The 19,490-nt window shown below is 68.7% G+C and carries 21 protein-coding genes and 1 pseudogene; 13 read left to right on the top strand and 9 right to left on the bottom strand.

The window, feature by feature from the left end; all coding sequences use genetic code 11:
• From FRW57_RS05490 to FRW57_RS05480, 3 genes are all read left to right on the top strand, one after another.
• Window positions 1-367 (top strand): transposase (locus tag FRW57_RS05490; RefSeq protein WP_203230219.1); only part of this gene is annotated, 367 nt, incomplete at its 5' end.
• A gap of 74 nt (window positions 368-441) precedes the next feature.
• Window positions 442-1,878, top strand: a complete 1,437-nt coding sequence (locus FRW57_RS05485; protein ID WP_152185504.1) for a sensor histidine kinase — start codon at window positions 442-444, stop codon at window positions 1,876-1,878.
• Window positions 1,875-2,519: a response regulator gene (locus tag FRW57_RS05480; RefSeq protein WP_238999315.1), complete on the top strand. Its 645-nt coding sequence runs from the start codon at window positions 1,875-1,877 to the stop codon at window positions 2,517-2,519. The genes FRW57_RS05485 and FRW57_RS05480 overlap by 4 nt, the downstream gene beginning before the upstream one ends.
• Here FRW57_RS05480 and FRW57_RS05475 read toward each other — a convergent pair.
• Together FRW57_RS05475 and FRW57_RS05470 are read right to left on the bottom strand one after the other, a co-directional pair.
• Window positions 2,506-2,817, bottom strand: coding sequence for a DUF6907 domain-containing protein (locus FRW57_RS05475; RefSeq protein ID WP_137123496.1), 312 nt, complete (start codon window positions 2,815-2,817; stop codon window positions 2,506-2,508). The genes FRW57_RS05480 and FRW57_RS05475 overlap by 14 nt on opposite strands.
• Before the next feature lie 167 nt (window positions 2,818-2,984).
• A complete protein-coding gene (locus FRW57_RS05470) occupies window positions 2,985-4,424 on the bottom strand; it encodes a PxKF domain-containing protein (RefSeq protein WP_162529270.1) in 1,440 nt (479 codons plus the stop codon).
• A gap of 292 nt (window positions 4,425-4,716) precedes the next feature.
• On the opposite strand from FRW57_RS05470, the gene FRW57_RS05465 reads away from it, so the two are divergent.
• From FRW57_RS05465 to FRW57_RS24335, 4 genes are read left to right on the top strand one after another with little or no spacing between them, the layout of a single operon-like run.
• Window positions 4,717-5,436 carry a GAF and ANTAR domain-containing protein gene (locus tag FRW57_RS05465; protein ID WP_137122579.1) on the top strand — a complete coding sequence of 240 codons (720 nt, stop codon included), beginning with the start codon at window positions 4,717-4,719 and terminating at the stop codon, window positions 5,434-5,436.
• Window positions 5,433-6,134 carry an ANTAR domain-containing protein gene (locus FRW57_RS05460; RefSeq protein WP_137122578.1) on the top strand — a complete coding sequence of 234 codons (702 nt, stop codon included), beginning with the start codon at window positions 5,433-5,435 and terminating at the stop codon, window positions 6,132-6,134. Before FRW57_RS05465 ends, FRW57_RS05460 begins: the two co-directional genes overlap by 4 nt.
• 4 nt (window positions 6,135-6,138) lie before the next feature.
• Window positions 6,139-6,834, top strand: a complete 696-nt coding sequence (locus FRW57_RS05455) for a GAF and ANTAR domain-containing protein (protein WP_137122577.1) — start codon at window positions 6,139-6,141, stop codon at window positions 6,832-6,834.
• Window positions 6,835-6,887: 53 nt separating this feature from the next.
• Window positions 6,888-7,130 (top strand): sigma factor, encoded by a 243-nt coding sequence (locus FRW57_RS24335; protein ID WP_137122576.1) that lies wholly within the window; start codon window positions 6,888-6,890, stop codon window positions 7,128-7,130.
• Window positions 7,131-7,135: 5 nt separating this feature from the next.
• Here FRW57_RS24335 and FRW57_RS05445 read toward each other — a convergent pair whose 3' ends face one another.
• Together FRW57_RS05445 and FRW57_RS05440 are read right to left on the bottom strand one after the other, a co-directional pair.
• Window positions 7,136-7,600, bottom strand: coding sequence for an HIT family protein (locus FRW57_RS05445; RefSeq protein ID WP_137122575.1), 465 nt, complete (start codon window positions 7,598-7,600; stop codon window positions 7,136-7,138).
• 49 nt (window positions 7,601-7,649) lie between these two features.
• Window positions 7,650-8,327, bottom strand: coding sequence for a GntR family transcriptional regulator (locus tag FRW57_RS05440; RefSeq protein WP_202911630.1), 678 nt, complete (start codon window positions 8,325-8,327; stop codon window positions 7,650-7,652).
• A 123-nt stretch (window positions 8,328-8,450) separates the two neighbouring features.
• On the opposite strand from FRW57_RS05440, the gene FRW57_RS05435 reads away from it, so the two are divergent.
• From FRW57_RS05435 to FRW57_RS05410, 6 genes are read left to right on the top strand one after another with little or no spacing between them, the layout of a single operon-like run.
• Window positions 8,451-9,221 carry an alpha/beta fold hydrolase gene (locus tag FRW57_RS05435; protein WP_152185501.1) on the top strand — a complete coding sequence of 257 codons (771 nt, stop codon included), beginning with the start codon at window positions 8,451-8,453 and terminating at the stop codon, window positions 9,219-9,221.
• Window positions 9,218-10,423 carry an ABC transporter substrate-binding protein gene (locus FRW57_RS05430; RefSeq protein WP_137122573.1) on the top strand — a complete coding sequence of 402 codons (1,206 nt, stop codon included), beginning with the start codon at window positions 9,218-9,220 and terminating at the stop codon, window positions 10,421-10,423. Before FRW57_RS05435 ends, FRW57_RS05430 begins: the two co-directional genes overlap by 4 nt.
• Window positions 10,424-10,457: 34 nt before the next feature.
• A complete protein-coding gene (locus FRW57_RS05425) occupies window positions 10,458-12,215 on the top strand; it encodes an ABC transporter permease (protein WP_202911629.1) in 1,758 nt (585 codons plus the stop codon).
• Window positions 12,208-13,335 (top strand): ABC transporter ATP-binding protein, encoded by a 1,128-nt coding sequence (locus FRW57_RS05420; protein ID WP_152185500.1) that lies wholly within the window; start codon window positions 12,208-12,210, stop codon window positions 13,333-13,335. The genes FRW57_RS05425 and FRW57_RS05420 overlap by 8 nt, the downstream gene beginning before the upstream one ends.
• Window positions 13,332-14,546, top strand: a complete 1,215-nt coding sequence (locus FRW57_RS05415) for a CaiB/BaiF CoA transferase family protein (protein WP_152185499.1) — start codon at window positions 13,332-13,334, stop codon at window positions 14,544-14,546. The genes FRW57_RS05420 and FRW57_RS05415 overlap by 4 nt, the downstream gene beginning before the upstream one ends.
• Window positions 14,543-15,427, top strand: coding sequence for an HpcH/HpaI aldolase/citrate lyase family protein (locus FRW57_RS05410; RefSeq protein WP_152185498.1), 885 nt, complete (start codon window positions 14,543-14,545; stop codon window positions 15,425-15,427). The genes FRW57_RS05415 and FRW57_RS05410 overlap by 4 nt, the downstream gene beginning before the upstream one ends.
• Here FRW57_RS05410 and FRW57_RS05405 read toward each other — a convergent pair.
• The 5 genes and pseudogenes from FRW57_RS05405 to FRW57_RS23000 all read right to left on the bottom strand — a co-directional run.
• Window positions 15,412-15,855 (bottom strand): hypothetical protein, encoded by a 444-nt coding sequence (locus FRW57_RS05405; protein WP_152185497.1) that lies wholly within the window; start codon window positions 15,853-15,855, stop codon window positions 15,412-15,414. The two genes, FRW57_RS05410 and FRW57_RS05405, sit on opposite strands and share 16 nt — an antisense overlap.
• A gap of 105 nt (window positions 15,856-15,960) precedes the next feature.
• Window positions 15,961-17,172, bottom strand: a complete 1,212-nt coding sequence (locus FRW57_RS05400) for an AGE family epimerase/isomerase (protein ID WP_238999313.1) — start codon at window positions 17,170-17,172, stop codon at window positions 15,961-15,963.
• A 77-nt stretch (window positions 17,173-17,249) separates the two neighbouring features.
• Window positions 17,250-17,867, bottom strand: coding sequence for an HhH-GDP family DNA glycosylase (locus FRW57_RS05395; protein ID WP_152185496.1), 618 nt, complete (start codon window positions 17,865-17,867; stop codon window positions 17,250-17,252).
• 35 nt (window positions 17,868-17,902) lie between these two features.
• Window positions 17,903-19,090: an anhydro-N-acetylmuramic acid kinase gene (locus tag FRW57_RS05390; RefSeq protein ID WP_152185495.1), complete on the bottom strand. Its 1,188-nt coding sequence runs from the start codon at window positions 19,088-19,090 to the stop codon at window positions 17,903-17,905.
• A pseudogene (locus FRW57_RS23000) lies at window positions 19,087-19,490 on the bottom strand (hypothetical protein); the annotation flags it as partial. The gene FRW57_RS05390 and the pseudogene FRW57_RS23000, both read right to left, overlap by 4 nt.

Genomic DNA, 19,490 nt, shown 5'->3' with positions numbered 1-19,490 from the left:
CACCGGGTCGATGACCGCGGACACGTTCATCGAGTTCTGCAAACGCCTGATGGCCGACACCACCGGCCCGGTGTTCCTGGTCGTCGACGGCCACCCCGTGCACCGATCCAAGAAGGTGAAGGCCTTCGCCGCCAACAGTGACGGCCAGCTACGCCTGTTCCAACTGCCCGGCTACTCCCCACAACTCAACCCCGACGAATGGGTCTGGAAGAACATCAAGCACGACCGCGTCGGCCGCTCCGGCATCACCGGTCCGGACCAGTTCAAAGCACTGGCCGTCGCGGCACTGCGACGCCTACAGGCCCTACCCCACCTCGTGCGCGGCTTCTTCGGCGACCCAGACCTGGCCTACATCACCGCCAACTGATTCGACCTACTAACGCCCTTCTTGGTAAGACGGAAACGGCCTCGGCCTTCCTGCTCCTCCTTTAGCCTTCGGCCATGTCGTCCCGGCCGGTCTCGCCAAGAGCTTCCGGGGACTCCGCCAACAGCGTGTCGTCCGCCGTCCTCACCGGGGCCGCGATGGGCTTGGGCGCTCTCGTGACCGGCCTGATCCTCTGGAGCCCGTACCTGGTCTTCGGGTATCGCAGCCCGTCGATCCACCTGGTCCTGGACACCGTGGATGCGTGCGTGGCTCTGCTGGTGGCCTACCTCGTTCACGGTCGGTTCGTCCGGGGTGGCAGGTCTCAAGACTTGCTTCTCACGCAGGGTCTCGTGCTCTTGGCGGTCGCTGGTTTCGGTCTGACCTATGCCGTGCAGGCGCTGAGCGGCACACAGGGTGGAACGGTTGACGTGTGGCTCCCGCTCACCGTACGAGTCGTCGGTGCGCTCCTCATCGGGGCCGCGGCACTGCAGGACTTCGAGCGGCAGGTGAAGCCTGCGTGGCGCCGGTGGGCGGTCGTCGGGCCCGCCGCGGTGGTGGCGAGCGCCTTCCTCGCCTTCTTCGCCGCACGGTCCAAGCTTCCGGTGGCCCTGGACGGAACGTACTTTCCCATGTCAGCGCAACATCCGGTCTTGTCGGGACATCCCCTACTCCTGGTCGCTCAGGGCGTCTCCGGGTTCTGCTTCCTTTTCGCCTCGATCGCCTTCACGCTGAAGTCGCTGCGCCATGGCGACCAGCTCCTGCGCTGGCTCGGTCCGGCCTGTGCGCTGGCCGCCTTCTCCCGTGTCAACTACATGCTGTTCCCCTCCCTCTACACGGACTGGCTGTATGCCGGGGACGTCCTGCGGACGGGTTGTTACCTGGTGCTCCTCGTGGGGGCGGGGCGTGAGCTGGGGCAGTATTGGACCGCCCGAGCGACGGCGGCCGTCCTCGAGGACCGGCGGCGACTTGCGCGAGAACTGCACGACGGTGTCAGTCAGGAACTCGTGTACATCCGCGCCGAAAGCCACTCCATCCCGTCGAGTGTCTGTGCCAGGGAGCGCATCATCAGCGCCTCCGACCGCGCTCTGGATGAGTCGCGGGCAGCGGTGCAGGCGCTGGGCCGCTCGAGCGAGGAGCCGTTGGGCTTCGTGCTCCACCGAGCCGCACGGGAGTTGGCGGAGCGGTTCCAGGTGGACCTTGAGGTGGACCTCGACGACTCGATCCAGGTCCCCGAGGAACAGCAGCACGCCCTGATGCGGATCACCCGGGAGGCGGTCTCCAACGCGGTGCGTCACGGCGAAGCCCGGCGGGTGTGTGTGCAGCTGGGTCGAACGAGCAAGCAGCGGTCCCTGGTGATCCAGGACGACGGAAGGGGTTTCGACGTGGCGATGGCCTTCGAGAGCGGAACCGGCTATGGGCTGGTCAGCATGCGCGAGCGTGCCCGTGGACTGCCCGGTTCGTTCGACCTGACCGCGGAGCGCGGCGCCGGGAGCCGGATGACGGTGACGTGGTGACCGACTCTCCGACCCGCGTCGTCATCGCGGACGACCACGTGCGTGTGCGCGCCCTGATCCGGGAGGCGCTGGAGGCCGGCGGGTGCGAGGTCAGCGCCGAGTGCGCGACCACCGAGGAGGCGGTGCAGGCCGTGCTGGAGCGCCGACCGGATGTGGCGCTGCTCGACATACACATGCCGGGCAACGGAATCCGCGCGGCACAGCAGATCAGCCAGGCCCTGCCTCAAACCGCCATCGTCATGCTGACGCAGTCCCGCGAGGACGAGGACCTCTTCGACTCTCTGCGGGCCGGGGCCTCTGGATACCTCCTGAAGGACAGTGACCCGGCGCAATTGCCCACCGCCCTGCGGGCGGTGCTCGCCGGGGAGGCGGCCATGCCGGCGAGCCTCGTGACGCGGATCCTGCAGGAGTTCCGCGCGCCCACCCGTCCGCGGTTCAGGCGGAAGACCGCCGCTGCCACCAAGTTGACCCCGCGGGAGTGGGAGGTGATGGAGATGTTGGGCCAGGGGCACTCCACCGAGGAGGTGGCGAGCCGGCTCTTCGTGTCACCGACGACCGTGCGCGTCCACGTCTCGGCGGTCCTTCGCAAGCTCAGGGTGAAGGACCGCGAGAGCGCTTTCAAGTTGCTCAGGGACGAATAGCCTGATGACCCGCGTTGGCCATGGCGACCAGCGCCACCCCCAGCGCAGCGGCCTCGTCCAACGTGTACTCGCTCGAGCCCACCACCACGTAGGGCCCGTCCTTCGCCCCCGACCGCGGGTCCACCGACAGGCACAGCCGCGCGAGCACGCCATCGGCGAGTGCGACGGGCTCACCCATGTGCACCCAGTCGTCCTCGCCGAGGTGCATTCCGTGGGCGGTGACACACCAACGAGGGCACGTCTCCCTGGCTGCCCCAGGGTGGCCGCCCATGGCGCGACGACGGACCGAGTCGGACATCGTCAACTCCGTTCTCCCGAGCAGTCTGCGCTTGAGCGGCCACCGGCCCCGCACGGGGCTTCCGCCCGCGGCGGGCCGAAGCGTGCCGTCTCGCCAGGAAGCATCGGACTGGCAATCAAGAGAGGGGCCCCGGTGGTCGATCCGGGGCCCCTCGTCCAGTTCGGTCCCTACTTCAGCATGAAGTTCGCGCTGACCTGGGAGTCGTCCTGTGTGGTCATCGTGACGTTCCAGCAGGTGCCCGGCTTCTTCGGCGTCGCCCAGTTCTGGATGAACTGGCCGGCCGTGGAGTCGTAGCGGAGCGAGGTCCCACCGGCGGTCGTGATCTCGATCGCATCGGTGGGCGCCGAGCTGCCAGGGCAGGCGACCTGCTTCTGGATGAAGCTCTTGACCGCTGAGGTGGCGGTGAGCTCACTGCCTGCGAAGGCCTCGAACTTCAGGGGAACGGTGCTGCCGCCCTTGACGGTGTTCCACACACCGTTCATGTCGACCGGGGCATAGAAGCCGTTGAGGTTCCACGCGAGCACCGTGTAGACCAAGGTCGCCGTCTGCGTGTTGCCGGCGTTGTCGGTCGCGGTGGCCGTGTAGCTGTGGGACCCCAACCCGGTGCCGCCTCCGGTGACCACGCAGCTCGCGACATCGGACAGGGCGTCGGAGGCCTCACAGGCCGGGGCTGCCGGGTCGCTGCCGAAGTAGTAGCTCTCGCCGGGGCCACCGCTCAGGCTGACACTCGGAGCCGTCTTGTCGATGTTGATCCCCGACACGGTGTCGGTCGCCGTGTTGCCGGCCCAGTCGGTCGCCGTGCCCGTGACGGACTGCCCGCTGCCCTCTCCCAGGGTCGCGTCAACCTCGCAGCTCTGGACACCCGAGCCGGCGTCGTCACAGGTGAACGCCACCGTCACATCCTGCTTGTACCAGCCCTGCGCGTTGGGGCCGGTGGGAGAAAGGGAATGGCTGATGCTCGGGTTGCCGGTGTCGACGACCCTGTAGCTCACACTCGCCGTGTCGGCGGCGAGGCCGCCCAAGTCGGTGTAGTCGCAGGTGGCCGTCTGGCTGCCGAGACCGTGCGAGAGGGTGCCGGAGACGGTGGCCGCCGCGGTGCTGTCGCCGTCCTCGGCGTCGCTGATGGCGCAGGTCGCGGCCGGCACGTGGCCGATCTCGTAGCTGACTCCGTCGCTGACGCCCTGGACGGTGACGGATGGCTTGGTGTTGACGGGGGCCGGCTGGGTGATGGTGATCGGGATGTCGACCTGGTTGACGTAGGTCCCGCCGCCGGCCGGGCCGGACAGGACCGTGACTGTCACATGACCGCTCTGCGCGGAGCTGGAGGCCGTGAAGGTGATGGGGAACTCCGTGCCGCAGCTGGTGATGGACATCTGGTCGGGGTTCGCGGTGACGCCGGCCGGGGCCACGATGTCCAGCTTCAGCGGGTTCTCGCCGGGGTCGATGTTGCAGCCCTGGTCGGGGTCGCCCGCGGCGTTGTTGCCGATGAGCCGGATCGCGGCGCTGCCGCTGGTTCCCGAGCCGGCGACGAGCGTCACGCCTGTGCCGGTGTCGGTGATGGTGTCCTGAAGGGTGTCGGCGTGAGCGATCCCCCCGAGGACCAACATCGCTGAAGCGGTCAGGGCGGTTGCCGTCGTCGCCCGACCCGCCCACTTCCTCGTTCGCATCATGTTCTTGCCTTCCGCTGTTCGTCGTGCCGGACCCCTGCGGTCCAGCCGCAACGCCGACGCTATGGGCGGTAACCGAACCGCACAGCGGCTTTGGCGCTCAAACCCCTAAACACCCGCCCATATCAGCGTTCAAATCCCTAAACGCTGCGGGTCGTCTCGCGAGGTGGGCTGGTGGCGATTCGTGAGGCTACCCTGAGATGGAAAGGCCACCATCGCGACGGGCGGGCGGATGAACGATGACAAGGCAGCCGTGCTGTCTCGACTCGCCCGCGCGGTCGCAAGCTCCGGCTCCGGTGATCCCTTGGCCGTCCGGTTGTGCCGGGCGTGTGTGGACATCGCTCACGCCGCGGGTGGGGCGATCACCTTCGGGTATGCCTCGGACGACCGGATGACCGTGTGCACCACCGGAGAGGTGGCGGCCCGGTTGGAGGATCTTGCGGAGGTCCTGGGCGAGGGCCCCGGGTGGGACGCCTACCGCAGTGGACAGGTGGTCAGCGGCGACGTGCAGGACGAGCGGTGGCCGGTATTTGGGGCGTCGGCCCGCCGCGAGATCGGAATGGTCTATCTCGATGCGTTACCGATGCGCCCCGGTGGACAATTGATGGGGGTCCTGACGTTGCACCGGCGGAGCGGCCGGTCCGGTGCAGGGGCTTTCGACGTGGAGATGGCTCAGTTTGTGGCCGACGCGGTGGGCGCCGCCCTGCTGCGCGAACCCGGTTGGGGCGACGACAAGGGCCCCGTCGGACCATGGGCGGCACGCTCGCGGGTGCATCAGGCGACCGGAATGGTCGTGGCCCAACTCGGTATCGGCGTCGAGGACGCGATGGCCCTGCTGCGGGCACATGCCTTCGCCCATGCGGCCAGTCTGGACGACATTGCAGCCCAGATCCTGTCGCGGCGGCTCAACTTCAGCATCACCGACACCACGACCCGGAACGAGGAACCATGAGCGCACGCACCGCCGCCCAGGCGCTCGGCGACGCCACCTCGGCGCTGGTCGCCGAGCACGACACGATCGACGTGCTGGCTCGCTTGATGCGCGACTGCCAGGAGGTGGTACCTGCCGATGCCGTGGGGTTGGTAGTGGCAACCGCTGGAGGTGAGCTGGAGCTGTTGGCTTCCACCTCGCACCAGACCGCAGAGCTGGAGATCTTCCAGGTCGCTCAGGACGACGGGCCCTGTGTCGAGTCATTCCAGACCGGCGCACTGGTCACCGCCTGCGGCAACGAGGCGATGGTGCGCCGTTGGCCCACCGTGGGGTCGGCCATCGCCGTGGCAGGCTTCGACATGGTCCATTCGCAGCCGCTGCTGTGGCGCGAGCACGTCCTGGGCGCGGTCAATCTCTTTCGGCGCCAGCCGTCGGCGCTGGATGAACAGGGGGCCCGCTTGACACGCGCCTTTGCGGACATCGCGACGCTGGCGGTCGCCACCGCCCAGGAGATCGACTTCGAGCAGATCCAGGCGCAGGTGCGCCGCGCGCTGCAGGGTCGCGTCGTCCTCGAGCGGGCCAAGGGCGTGCTGGCGTACGCCGAGAAGGTCGACATGGCGGCTGCCTACGACATGATCGTGCGGCGCGCCGCCGAGCAGGGCATCAGCTTGAGCGCGATGGCCACCAGCATCGTGGCGGACGCTGAGCGGACACGGTGAGGTGATGACCGGCCGCGCCTGGGCAGCGGACGAGAGATTCGGCGCCATCGTGCGGTCCCTCCAGGCCCGACACGGTGTCCAGGACACGCTGCAGCGCTCGGTCGAGGTCGCAGTCGAGCTGTTCGACGGGTGCGACTACGCCTGTGTGTCCCTGGTCCATCGCAACAAGCGGATCGAGACGCCGGCCTACACCGACGACATCGCGAGACGTGGTGACGACTTGCAGTACGAACTGGGGCAGGGCCCGTGCCTGGACGCAATCTGGAGCCACGAAACCGTCCGCAGCGACGACCTCACCGCGGAGCACCGCTGGCCGGACTGGGGACCGCGGGCGGCCGAGCAGCTCGGGATCCGTTCCATGCTGTGTTTCCAGCTGTTCACCAGCCGGGACAGCCTCGGCGCGCTCAACCTCTACGGCACGACGGTCAACGCCTTCGACGACTCCAACGCCACTGTCGGTTACGCCCTGGCCGCGCACGTGTCGGTGGCCCTGGCCGGGGAGCAGGAGCTTGCGGACGCCAACCTGGTGCTGGCCGACCGGACGATCATCGGACGGGCCGAGGGCATCCTGATGGAGCGGTTCGGACTCACCGGGACCCAGGCACTGGAAGCGCTGCACCGCATCGCCACCCAGCAGGACACCGACCTGCACAGTGCTGCTGCTGAGCTGGTGAATGACGGCCGGCCACGGCCGGCGTGACCCGGTGACGAGCGTCGTGCAGGCTCGTGGCCCAGCGCTGTCAGGATGAGTAGGTGAAGGCAGATTTCGAAGCCACGGTCGCGCCATACCGTCGCGAGCTGCTTGTCCACTGCTATCGGATGCTCGGTTCGGCTCACGACGCCGAAGACCTTCTCCAGGAGACCTTGCTGCGAGCTTTCCCACCGCCGTCGGCGAGGGCGCCCGGCTCCTCACGACCCCGGCCGACCTGGATCTCGTCTCGCTCCAGGCGGTCGGCCCCGCCACCCTGGCCAGGTATGCCGCTGGATGAGGACTGAACTGCTCAACGCTCGCGGGCGACGGCCGCGGCGAGTCTGGTCGCCAGGGCGTCGATCGTGGTGGTCGACGGCCAGTCCGACTCGTGCTGGCTCAGGTAGTGGAAGATGCGAGGGCCCCGGTGCTCCTCGGGCAGATCCGCCATGCGGGGTACGACGTGGACGTGCAGGTGCTGAAATCCCTGCGCCTCCGAGAACTGCATCGTGTAGGTCTTGCGGCACCCCAGCTCCGCCTGGAGGGCGCGGGACGTGGCGCCGAGGAGCTCACCGAGCTCCGACATCGCCGCGGGCGCGAGCCCGGCAAAAGACTCGACGTGATCGAGCGGGACGACGACCAGCCACCCCGGCAACGTCGAGTTGAACGCGTGCGCGACGCGCCAGTGCCGGGTGCGCGCGATGTTCTCCCGTGGCACGTCGGCATCCGATGCAGAGTTGGTGCAGACGAAGCAAGCAGCGTCGGTCTCGGCGGTCACCGGCTCACTGTAGGGCTCGAACCGTGAAGGACGGTCGAGGGACTCGCGCTCAGGAGACCTCTTGGTCGGATCCGCCCTCCATGGCCTTCGCGCGCGCGAGCGTCGCCTGTGTGGAGTTGGTGATGTGCTGCAGCATGGCTCGGCCGGCCGCCTTCCGGCGGCGACCCACGATCGCCGTGACCACCGCCTGGTGCTCGGCCGTCTTCTGCTCCTGGTGCCGCACCAGGCTCATGGCCTGGAAGGGAATGCGCAGCCACAGCCGGTCGATGAACTCGAGCAGCAAGGGCGACTGCGCGGCCGCGTAGATCCGGTGGTGGAGGATCGCGTTGAGCTCGGGCAGGTCGTCGTGCCGCTTGTCGTCCACGGCGCTCGCAAAGGCCGACATCGCCGCCTCGATCTCGGCCAGGTCGTCAGCCGTGGCATGCTGCGCGGCAAGCTCGCACGCCATCGGTTCGAGTACGCGCCGCAACCGGTAGGTCTCCTCGATGCTCTCGGGCGCCAACGGAGCCACGCGGGTCCCCCGGTGCGGATCGTGCTCGACCAGTCCCTGGGTGGCCAGCAGCCGCAGCGCCTCCCGGACTGGGGTCAGGCTCATGCCGAGCTCGTCGGCGAGCGTCTGTCCGGTCAGGCGCGATCCCGGGGCAAACCGGCCGTCGAGGATCGCCTCGCGAAGAGCGCTGTAGGCGGCGGCTCCCTTGGTCTGCACCGCTGCTCGTTTCAACGTCACGCCATGATGGTAGACCGCTTGCAGGAAATCGTTGACATTGTATAAAAAATCTCCATAGAGTGATCGGCGTCACGCTGACCGCCAAGCAGGGAGCCGGCTGGAGCAATGGGTCACGCAGAGCAGATGGAGGCCGTTCCCCACGGCCTGTTGCCACGCGGTTCGAGTGCGCTCTATGCACTCGGGGACGATCCGCGGTTCTCCTACTGCACCTATGTCCCCGCCGAAATCCGCTCGGGCGAGCTGCTGGTCACGGTGCACGGAACGGGGAGGGATGCTATCGGCATACGCGACGCGTTCGTCCCCTTCGCCGAGCAGCACGGGGTGACGATCCTGTCTCCGTTGTTCCCCGCGGGCATCGACCGTCCCGATGACCTCGACAACTACAAGTTCATCAGGTTCGGCCACCTGCGCTTCGACCGACTGCTGATGCGCATGGTGGTGGCCGCGGAACGCCGGACCGGCCGGCGGCTCGGACCGCTTCGGCTCGTGGGGTTCTCCGGCGGAGCCCAGTTCGTCCACCGCTTCCTCTACCTGCACCCCGGCCTCGTGGCGAGCGCAACCATCGCGGCTCCCGGGCGCATCACGCTGCTCGACGACACCCGCGACTGGTGGGCAGGAACCCGGGATGTCCAGGACGTCTTCGGGACCAGCCTCGATCTCGCCACCTTGCGCAGTGTCCCGGTGCAGGTCGTGGTCGGCGCCGACGACACCGACACCGGCGTGCGCTCACGGGTCGAACAGGCCAAGACCCTGCACGACAACTACCGCAACCACGGCATCTCCTCTCGTCTCGACGTGGTCCCGCACTCCCGGCACGACCTCGCCGGCCTTGTCCCCCCGATCACCGACTTCCTCGATGGTCAACTCCGCAACACAGGAAGGTTCGCCTCGTGACCAGCTCCGACCAGAACGACAACCTCCCCCTCCGTCTGCCCGAGTTCGACCGGCGCGTGTTCCTCCGCGGCTCGCTAGCGGCGGGGGCCGCGCTCTCGGCGGCCAGTGTGCTCGCGGCCTGTGGGGGTGGCGGCAGCACCAGCGCTCAGGGAGGGACCTCGGGGCCCAGCGGCGGTGCGACGCAACCGTCCTACTACCCCTCGGACTACAGCTCCATCATCGATGCCTCCAAGAAGGAGAAGGGGCTCACGATCTACTCCAACATGGCGGAGTACAACTGGCAGCCCATCATCGACGCGTTCAAGGCAAAGTACTCGTGGGTGGGTGACATCTCGACCAACAACCTCGACAGCGCGGAGGTATTCCAGCGCTATTACAGCGAGTCCGCGAGTGGGACGTCGGCGGCCAGCTTCATGGTCTCGGGCGACCCGACCAGCTGGATCGACTTCATCAAGAAGCACAAGGCGGCCGCCGACTACAAGTCTCCCGAGCTCGACAAGCTGCCCGACTTCGGGTCTCCGCTCCCCGGCCTCTACACCTTCTCCACCGACCCGATCCTGTTGGCCTACAACAAGGCTCTGATCAAGGAGGACGAGCGGCCCAAGAGCATGTCGGATCTCGCGAAGTTGGTGGGCGGGGACACCGAACGGTTCGACAACAAGGTCACGACCTACGACGACGCCAACAGCTTCGGCTTCGCCATCGAGTACGTCTGGGGCCAGAAGTACCCCAAGGCGTGGGACGTGCTCGACAAGGTGCTGCCCGCGACCCGCATGGAGCAGTCCTCCGGACCGATGGTCGACAAGATCAACTCGGGTGAGTACCTCGTCGGTTACTTCATGTCGAGCACCGTCGTGCTGCCGCAGGCGGAGAAGTCCGGCGCCATCCTGGGCTGGAACTACATCGCCGACGGCACCCCGATGATGTTCCGCGGCATGGCGATTCCCAAGACGGCGCCCCAGATGGCCACGGCCAAGCTCATGCTCGACTTCCTGCTCTCGCACGACGGCCAGATCGCCATCTACAAGGGAGGGTTCACTCCCTTCCGGGACGACGTGACCAAGGACGAGGCGCCGCGCAGCTACAACACGATCGGCAAGGAGGTCGGCAAGGAGAACCTGATCAACGTCGCCTACGACGAGATCAGCAAGGCCGACGCCGATGCCTTCCGCAAGAAGTGGGCTGCCGCAATGAAGGCCTGACGAGCCCGCCCCGACGAGACGGAAGGACGTGGACGTGACGACGACGAAACCGTCGCCGACGGCCCGGGACTCCGCCGGTTCGCTACCGCCACCCCGCTATCGGCGCCTGTGGGGTCATGGCAAGGAGACGTGGATCCAGTATGGCGTGTTCGTCGCCATCGTGGTCCTCGTCCTCGCGCCGTTGGTCCCGACTCTGTGGCAGTCGCTCATCGACCGGCCCCTCTACGCCTCGGGGCCAGTGCTCACCTGGCAGAACTTCGTCCACCTGTTCACCCAGGCGGGGTTCGGTCGGGTGGTGCTCAACAGCCTCGCCTTCGCCGCGCTGACGACCGTCATCGCGGTGGTTCTGTCGGTGCTGCTGGCGGTCGTGCTGATCCGGACCCGGGTGCCGGGCGGGCGGGTGATGGGATCGATGCTGCTGTGGCCGATCTACATCTCCCCACTCGTCCTGGCCTTCGGCTGGATCATCGTCTACGGCCCCGCCGGGTTCATCAGCGTGGGCTTCCGCCAGATCTTCGGCGGCATCCCGTGGAACCTCTACAGCATCCCCGGGATGGCGCTGACCGAGGCGGTGGCGCTGATCCCGATCGGCTATCTCTACTGCTCGGGCGCCTTGCGCCTGTCGGACCCTTCGCTGGAGAACGCGGCGCGCACCTGCGGCGCGGGGCCACTGCGCATCCTGGTCACCATCGTCCTGCCCATGCTGCGGCCGCCGATCCTCTACAGCGCGCTGCTGATCTTCTCGACCTCGCTCGAGACCCTCAGCGTGCCGCTGCTGTTCGGCCGCCCGGTCGGCATCGACCTCTTCGCCAGCTTCATCTACATCAACGGCCTCGCCCAGTCCAACCCTGACTACGGGCTGGTCGCTGCCGCCTCGGTGTTCACCCTGGCGGTGATGGCGGTCCTCGTGACCGTGCAGGCACTCTCCCTGCGCAACGCCCAGCGGTTCGTCGCGGTGCGCGGCAAGGCTTCCCGGCCCCGGCTGTTCGAGCTGGGCAGGCTACGCTGGCTCGGCTTCGCCTTTGTCTTCGTCTACCTCCTGCTCGGCCCCGTGATCCCCCTGCTGGCCCTCCTGTTGCGGGCCTTCACGCAGATCCTCACGCCGCTGGTCAACCCGTTCAGCCTGCTGACGCTGGACAACTTCACGCTGGTGTTCTCCTACCACGCCTACGTGCAGTCCATCTACAACAGCATCATCATCGCGCTGATCGGCGCGGTCGCCACGACGTTGCTGATCTCAGTCGTGGTGCTGGTGGCCCGGCGCTCCGGCTTCCGGTTCCGGCGTTCGCTCGAGTTCACCTCCCTGGCGCCGCAGGTTGTGCCGGGCATCATCCTCGGTATCGGTTTCTTCTGGGCCTTCGCGCTCATCGGTCCGCTCAACTGGATCAACGGCACTTTGCTGGCGCTGATCATCGCCTTCAGCGTGCGGTCGATGCCGGCCGCCTTCGGGGCCATCGCCCCGATCGTGATGCAGATCGGCGACGAGCTCGACCAGGCGGCACGCTCACTCGGCGCCGACTGGTGGCGCACCTTCAGCCGGATCCTGTTCAAGCTGATCATGCCCGGCATGCTCGCGGCGTTCGTGCTGCTGTTCGTGCAGATGATCAAGGAGTTCACCCCGGCGGTGTTCCTGGCCAATGCCAACTCCCAGGTGATCGGCACCACGATGCTGCAGCTCTGGTTGAACGGGAACACGGGCGCCGTCGCGGCATTGTCCTGTGTCCAGATCGCCATCACCGCAGTCTTCGTGTTCATCGCAGGAAAGGTCCTCAAGGTGCGTTCCAATGCCTGATCTGGTCGTGCAAGGTCTGTCGAAGCGCTTCGGGGAGGCCCAGGCCCTCGACGACATCTCGTTCACCGTGCAGGACGGGGAGTTCTTCACCCTGCTCGGGCCCAGTGGGTGCGGCAAGTCGACCACGCTGATGAGTGTCGCCGGGCTCGAACGACCCGACTCCGGTTCCATCCGGGTGGGGGACGAGGTCTTCTTCGACTCCGACTCGGGGCGGTTCCTCACCCCTGAGCAGCGCAACCTCGGGATGGTCTTCCAGTCCTACGCCCTGTGGCCACACATGACGGTAGAGGCCAACCTGGCGATGCCACTCAAGTTGCGCAAGGTCAAGAAGAGCAGGCAGACGAGCCTCATCGACGATGCGCTGGACCAGGTGGGGCTGTTGCCCTACAAGAAGCGCTACCCCCACCAGCTCTCCGGCGGCCAGCAGCAGCGGGTGGCGCTGGCACGGGCCCTGGTCTACTCACCGACGGTGCTGCTGCTCGACGAGCCGTTGTCGAACCTCGACGCCAAGCTGCGTGACCGGGCGCGCGCCTGGCTGAAGGACCTGCAGAGCAGCATCGGCATCACCACGGTCTATGTCACGCACGACCAGCTCGAGGCGTTGTCGCTGTCCGACCGGCTGGCGGTCATGGAGGACGGCCACATGCTCCAGGTGGCGTCGCCGAAGGACGTCTACAACGCGCCGACGAACGCCTCCGTCGCCGACTTCATCGGACGGTGCAGCTTCTTCGAAGCGACGGTCCGCGGCGGTGAGTCCGACGGCGTCGCGACGGTTGAGCTCGCCGGCGGAGGAACCCTCCGGGTCACCTCGCACGAGACCCACCCGGACGGAGCCGCGGTGACCGTGGGCATCCGCTCGGAACGAATGGAGGTCGTGCCACCCCGCGCTGACGTCGGGGCGGAGTCGGTCAATGCCATCCCGGCGGAGCTGAAGAAGGTCGCGTTCGTCGGTGCGCGCTACGAGTACGAGCTCGTCGCCGGCGACCAGCTGGTGTTCGCCGAGAGCGACGCCGAGGTGACCGATCGCCAGGTCTGGCTGATCGTCCCCACGGACGCGGCCTACGTCTTCTCGGGCGCCGCCGCTGCCCGGTCGCGGGAGCTGGGCGGTGTGGAGGTGTGAGTGAAACGCACGACGCTGCCGAGCTGCTCCCCGGGCCGCTGCACGGCATACGGGTCCTGGACCTGTCCCGGCTGGTGGCGGGCAACCAGCTGACCCTCTTGCTCGCAGACTTCGGCGCCGATGTGATCAAGGTCGAACGGCCGGGCACCGGGGACACGTTGCGCCACTGGCTCGAGGACGGCAAGGAGCTCTTCTGGAAGGTCTACGGGCGCAACAAGAGGAGCATCACGCTGGATCTGAAGCACGCAGAAGGCAGGGACGCCGTGCTGCGCCTGGTCGTCGGCGCGCACGTGCTGGTGGAGAGCTTCCGGCCGGGAGCACTGGAGCGGCTCGGCCTCTCACCCGAGGAACTGCTCGAGGCCAACCCGGCGCTGGTGGTGGCACGCGTGTCCGGCTGGGGCCAAACGGGGTCCATGTCCGACCAACCCGGCTTCGGCACGTTGATCGAGGCGATGTCGGGGCTCGCCGCCTGGAACGGTTTCCCCGATCGAGAACCGGTCCTGCCGCCGGGGGCGCTCGCCGACATGGTCGCCGGCACCTTCGGTGCCTTTTCGGTGCTGGCGGCGCTGCGGCACGCGGAGACCACGGGACGTGGCCAGGTGATCGACCTGTCCCTCTTCGAGCCGCTGTTCTCCGTGCTGGGGCCGATGGCGGCGATCTACCGGCACGCCGGTCGGGTGCCGCAGCGCAACGGCAGCCGCTCCCAGTCCAGTGCACCCCGCAACGTCTACCGGACCGGCGACGGGGAGTGGATAGCGTTGTCCGGCTCGACCCAGACGATGACGGAGCGACTCTTCGCGGCGATCGGCCGGGTCGAGCTGGTGCAGGACCCGCGGTTTGTGGACAACGGGGCCAGACTCGCCCACGTGGAGGAGCTCGATGCGATCCTCGGCGGGTTCTTCGGCCAGCGTTCCCTCGAGGCGAGCCTCCGCCTGATGCGTGCTGCCGGCGTGACGGCCGCGCCCGTGATGGACATCGCCGGCCTGTTGGACACCGAGTTCTTCCGGACCAGAGGCGTGGTGGTGGACGGTCCGGACGTGGAGGATGACATCCCGGTGGCCATGCACCAGGTGGTGCCGCGGCTGTCCGCGAGTCCAGGGGCGATCCGCACCCCGGCCCCCAGGCTGGGCCAGGACACCGATGACGTGCTGCGAGAGGTGTTTTCGACCGATGAGCTGGAAGTCCTGCGCGAGAAGGGTGCATGCGGATGAGCACGTCCACGGAGGATCCGCTGCTGTGGCGGTCCTTGCTGTATGTCCCGGTGGTCTCCAAGCGGTTCGTCGACAAGGCACACACCCGCGGCGCTGACGCGATCCAGCTCGACCTCGAGGACAGCATCGCGGCCAGCCAGAAGGAAGAGGCGCGTCGGGTGCTTCCTGCGGCGGTCGAGCGGCTGACCGGCCTGGGCGTCGACGTCGCGGTCCGCGTCAACCGGCCCTGGCGACTCGCCGTCCGCGACCTCGAGGCCGCCGTCCTGCCCGGGGTCAAGGCGCTGGCACTGCCCAAGCTCGAGAGCGCCGACCACGTCCGCTTCCTCGACGAGGTCGTCACCGAGCTCGAGGCGGGAGCCGGGTTGCCGCACGGACAGGTGCGATTCATCGCCATGGTCGAGACCAGCGGCGGTTTCTTCCGGCTGGAGGAGATCGCGAAGGCCAGCCCTCGTATCGCCTTCCTGACCCTGGGGACCGAGGACTTCGCGACGTCGGCTGGAGTCCGCCCGGTCCCGGAGCTGATGGCCGGGCCCAAGCAGGTGACCGTCTTCGCGGCACGGGCCGCCGGCGTGCTGCCGATCGGTCTGGTCGGCTCGATCGCCGACTACGCCGACCCCGAGGCCTTCCGCGAGGTGGTGCGCCGGTCGCGCGCCATCGGGCTCGTCGGTGCGAGCGCCATCCACCCGTCCCAGGTGCCCATCATCAACGAAGGCTTCTCACCCACCGCCGAGGAGCTCGACCGGGCTGAGCGGATGGTGGCGACGTATGACGCCGCGTTGGCTTCCGGGCTGGGTGCGGTCGAGTTCGACGGCGCCATGATCGACGAGCCGGTCGTCGAGCGCTCCCGGGCCCTGCTGCGCCAGGGTCACCGGGGCCGGTGACCATCCCGAGGGCCGTGAGGGTGTGACGGCTGCCCCAGCCGGGAGCGTCGGCCGAGCAGCACGGCGACGAGCACCAGCAGCGCGGTGACCAAGAGCTCCTCGAGCACCAGCCACCGTCGCGCGGTCGCGTTCCGGTCTTGCGTGTCGTCGGCGCCGGCCCGGTCTGCCGGGATCGAGGTCAGGGACACGCGGCCACCACCGGCCGGGTCCGGCGAGATCGACTGGGGGACGCTGATGCCCTGGACCAGCGCGGCGGGCCCGGCGGAGGTGCCGAGCGAGGCGAAGGCAGGCGCGGCGGATGCCGCCGCTGGTGAGACGACGAGGGCCGTGAGGCAGACGACCAGGGCGATGAGCCAGCTGGCGGTCCTGCGGGACAGCCGTCGCCTCGGTCGTCGGCCGGAGGAGGCTGGAAGCTGGGGGAGTGCCACGATGTGCCCTTGTCTCGGAACTCCATCGTAGGACGCGGCGCAGCAACAGGCGCCGGGTCGAGCGCTTCGCTGTCCGCCGGTCGCCTCAACGCCTGGGGCGACGCCCTACGACGCCCGGAGCGCGCCGGCGAACGAGGTGAGGGTGCCGAGCGTGGGCAGCAGGGCAGCCTGATAGGCGTGGTAGACGTCCGGCTTTCCTGACCAGACCGAATCCGCCGGTCGGTTCTGGGGATCCAGCTCGTGGTGCCACGACCCACGGTCCTGGTCGATCAGGAAGCTGTCGGCGTAGTCCCACAGGCGGCCGTACCACCGCAGGTAGTCGTCGTCGTCCGTCACCTCGGCAAGCGTCCAGGCCGCGGCGATGCCCTCCGCCACGACCCAGTGCAGCCGGTCGCGGACGACGGGCTCGGCCTCGAAGTCGGTCGTGTAGACGAATCCGTCTGCGCCATCGACGTGCCAGCCGTCCGCGACGGCTCGTGCGAAGAGGGCTCGTGCGTCTTCCAGCAACCACCCCGGTGCCTCCGACCCGAGGGCAGCGCGCAGGTGGAGCGCGAGCCGGGACCACTCGAGCAGGTGACCGATCGTCACGCCGTAGGGCCGGAACGGGTGGGCCGGCTGGTCCCGGTGGTAGTCGAGCCGGGGTCGCCAGGAGGCGGTGAAGTGCTCAGGCAGACGCCACCCGTGGTCACGGGCGAAGCCGTGCACCACTCGCTCGACGATCCGGTGGGCTCGGGAGAGCCAACGCCGCTCCCCGGTGACGTCGTGCACCGCGAGCAGCGCCTCCACCGTGTGCATGTTGGCGTTCACGCCCCGGTAGTCCTCGAGGTCGGTCCAGCTCCGGTCCCACACGTCGACGACGAGCCCGTCCTGCTCACGCCAGAACCGTTGCTCGAACATCGCGATCGCATCCTCGAGCAGCGCGGCCCCGTCCTCGTGCCCGGCCGCCGTCGCACTGGACGCGGCCAGGAGCACGAAGGCGTGCTCGTAGGCCCTCTTGTCGGCCAGCACCGGCCCGTCGGCGTCGACCGAGGCGAACCAGCCACCGAACTGCGGATCGCGCAGCCGTCCCCGCAGAGCCCGCACCCCGTGGTCCAGCAGGGCTGGAGCCGCACGGTCGGCCTGCAGCGCGGCCAGGGCGAAGACGTGCGTCATCCGGCAGGTGATCCAGGCCTCGACCGGACGGTCGAGCTCCGCTCGGCCGGACTGGTCCAACCAGGCGAACCCTCCCTCACGGTGCACGGATCCGGCTGCGAAACGCAGCAGGTCCTCGCGACGGGTCGCGAGAGTGGAACTCTCCACGGCGGTCAGGGCCGGCACGGTCGTCCTCCTTCGTCGAACCCGATGATTCCACCCGCCATTCGCGCGCGGTCCTCGGGAGTCTCGGCGCCGTGCGCCTACCCCGCGAGAGCGGACCGGACCAGCGCCGCGGACAACCGCGTGAGCTCACGGTCGGCCACCAGTCTGCCGAGCCTCGGCGGGGTGCTGGGGAGTCCGAGGTCGGCGGCACGAGCGATGGCGCGCTCGTCGAAGTAGGGGCGTAGTTCGGGCCACACTCCTTGCGCCTCCCGACAGAAGATGCGTGCTCCCGTCGGACCGATTCCCGGGAACTGCATCAGCAGGTCGTGGATCCTGTGGACGTCACCGTCGGCCTCGTCCCGGAGGCGACGTAGGTCGCCGCCGTATCGTTCGAGCAGGAGTTGAGCGCCCTCGGCCAGACGGGTGGCCGTGCTCTCGTCGTAGCGCTTGTAGTGTGCGCGGCCGAGGGCGTCGACCCTTTGCTGCCAGGTCGATTCGAGCATTGCTCGCGGGGTGCGCCAACCCGCGCGGGACAGCTCCCGAGCGGCGTCGACCGCAAGGTCGGCGTTGATGCGGGTCGAGAGCAGCGTGGCCAGGACCAGAAGGCGATAGAGCGCAGACGGCTTGTCCCGCAGCGTGATCCCAGCCTGCTCGGCATACGTCTGACCGTGCTGCCCCAGCAGCTCCGCCACGATCTCGGACTGCTTTTGTGTCATGGCGTTCGACTACCCGTCCCCGGGCCTGTGAAACGTCAGCCGATGCGCAGGCGGCGTGGCGGTTCGGCGGCCCCGGGCGGGAGGACGAGCGGGCCGGCGCCCGGGGTGATGTCTCCGAGGATCCTGGGGCCGCTGGCACCCGTGGTGGTCCTGCCGCCGGGGCTCGTCCGCACGGTGCCGGCCTGGCCGGTCGCGGTGAGGTAGCCGAGCAGGGCGAAGAGGTAGGCCTCCTTCGCCGCGGGGTCGAGTCCGAACTCGGCGCTGGTCGTGACCCGGCACCCGGGCAGGTGTCTGGCCAGCGCCTCCATCAGGGTGGGGTTGCGCACGCCGCCCCCACTGGTCACGAGCAGCTCGACGCCCTGCAACTGGGCCGCCACCGAGCGCGCGGTGAGTTCGGTCATCGTTGCCACCAGGTCCCTGCCCGCCACGGGCGGGAGCGCCTGGTCCCGGTGGCGGTGCACCCACCGCAGGGTGAAGTACTCCCGGCCGGTCGACTTCGGCGCCGGCGACGCGAAGTAGCGGTCCGCCAGCAGCGACTCGAGCAGGTCCTCGTCGACGACACCCTGCCGGGCGAGGGCGCCGTCGACGTCGCAACGCTCCCGACCACCCGTGGCGAGCGTCGCGGCCTCGTCGATGAGGCAGTTGCCCGGGCCGAGGTCGTATGACGTGAGCTCACCGGGAGCGTGGATCGTCGCGTTCGCGATGCCGCCGAGATTGAGGGCCGCGACGCGCTGGGCCTTCGTCGAGGAAGCGACCTCGGCGAGCCACAGCGCGTCGAGGGTGCTGGCCAACGGCGCTCCGTGACCGCCCGCGGCGATGTCGCGAGACCTCAGGTTGCTCACCACGGGAACGCCGAGCAGCTCCGCGATCCAGGCCGGTTCACCGATCTGGAAGGACCCGTGCGCGGCGAGGCCCGTGACCCAGTGGTACATCGTCTGGCCGTGCGAGACGACCAGATCAGGACGCGTGCCGAGGCGCAAGGCCATGGCGTCGGCCGCTCGCGCAAACGCCTGACCCGACAGGGTGTGCAGCTGTGCGATCTCGTCCACCGTCGTGGTGGCTCCGGCGCCTGCGGCGAGGATCCGCTGGCGTATGGCTGACGGCCAGGGCACCTCCTCGTGCGCCAGCGGCTCCAGGCGCAGGACGTCGATCATCCGGAACCGCGCCGCTGCCACGTCGATGGCGTCCACGGAGGTGCCCGACGACACCGCGATGACGATCATCGGTGCGCGGTGAGCAGCTCGGTGACCGCTCGGGCCGTGGGCTGCGAGTCGCCGAAGGTGAAGATGGCCCGGCTGGCCCGTGGAAGGTCGTCGTCGTGGGCGGACCACCCGAGGCACACCACCACCGCGTCGGGTCGTCGCGCCAGCAGGCGGTCCAGCAGGGCCGACTCCTCGTCGTCCCCGCCGGGGGTCCCGGTCACGATGACGTCAGGGTCCCCGAGCTGCTCCTGCACCAGCGCTGCCACGCGGTCGGGCCCGGCGACCCGGCCCTCCACGGCAGAAGACGCGAAGGCGGAGGCGGCGCTGGAGCCGGGCAGGCGGGCCAGGAGCGTGTCGGCCAGCAGGCCGGAGAGGCGTCCGCTCGCGATGTTGCGCCGCCTCCGGATGTCGAGGACCCGCA

The organism is Segeticoccus rhizosphaerae (genome assembly GCF_009192725.1).
Classification (GTDB): Bacteria; Actinomycetota; Actinomycetes; order Actinomycetales; family Dermatophilaceae; genus Segeticoccus; species Segeticoccus rhizosphaerae.
Note: the sequence above shows the minus strand (reverse complement) of the source record. Positions and strands in the feature narration are given on the sequence as shown.

Excerpts from the sequence above, each read along its gene's own strand:
- FRW57_RS05485 (WP_152185504.1), top strand. The coding sequence starts at position 442 with ATGTCGTCCCGGCCGGTCTCGCCAAGAGCTTCCGGGGACTCCGCCAAC.
- FRW57_RS05475 (WP_137123496.1), bottom strand. The coding sequence starts at position 2,817 with ATGTCCGACTCGGTCCGTCGTCGCGCCATGGGCGGCCACCCTGGGGCA.
- FRW57_RS05470 (WP_162529270.1), bottom strand. The coding sequence starts at position 4,424 with ATGTTGGTCCTCGGGGGGATCGCTCACGCCGACACCCTTCAGGACACC.
- FRW57_RS05465 (WP_137122579.1), top strand. The coding sequence starts at position 4,717 with ATGAACGATGACAAGGCAGCCGTGCTGTCTCGACTCGCCCGCGCGGTC.
- FRW57_RS05460 (WP_137122578.1), top strand. The coding sequence starts at position 5,433 with ATGAGCGCACGCACCGCCGCCCAGGCGCTCGGCGACGCCACCTCGGCG.
- FRW57_RS05455 (WP_137122577.1), top strand. The coding sequence starts at position 6,139 with ATGACCGGCCGCGCCTGGGCAGCGGACGAGAGATTCGGCGCCATCGTG.
- FRW57_RS05435 (WP_152185501.1), top strand. The coding sequence starts at position 8,451 with ATGGAGGCCGTTCCCCACGGCCTGTTGCCACGCGGTTCGAGTGCGCTC.
- FRW57_RS05420 (WP_152185500.1), top strand. The coding sequence starts at position 12,208 with ATGCCTGATCTGGTCGTGCAAGGTCTGTCGAAGCGCTTCGGGGAGGCC.
- FRW57_RS05410 (WP_152185498.1), top strand. The coding sequence starts at position 14,543 with ATGAGCACGTCCACGGAGGATCCGCTGCTGTGGCGGTCCTTGCTGTAT.
- FRW57_RS05395 (WP_152185496.1), bottom strand. The coding sequence starts at position 17,867 with ATGACACAAAAGCAGTCCGAGATCGTGGCGGAGCTGCTGGGGCAGCAC.
- FRW57_RS05390 (WP_152185495.1), bottom strand. The coding sequence starts at position 19,090 with ATGATCGTCATCGCGGTGTCGTCGGGCACCTCCGTGGACGCCATCGAC.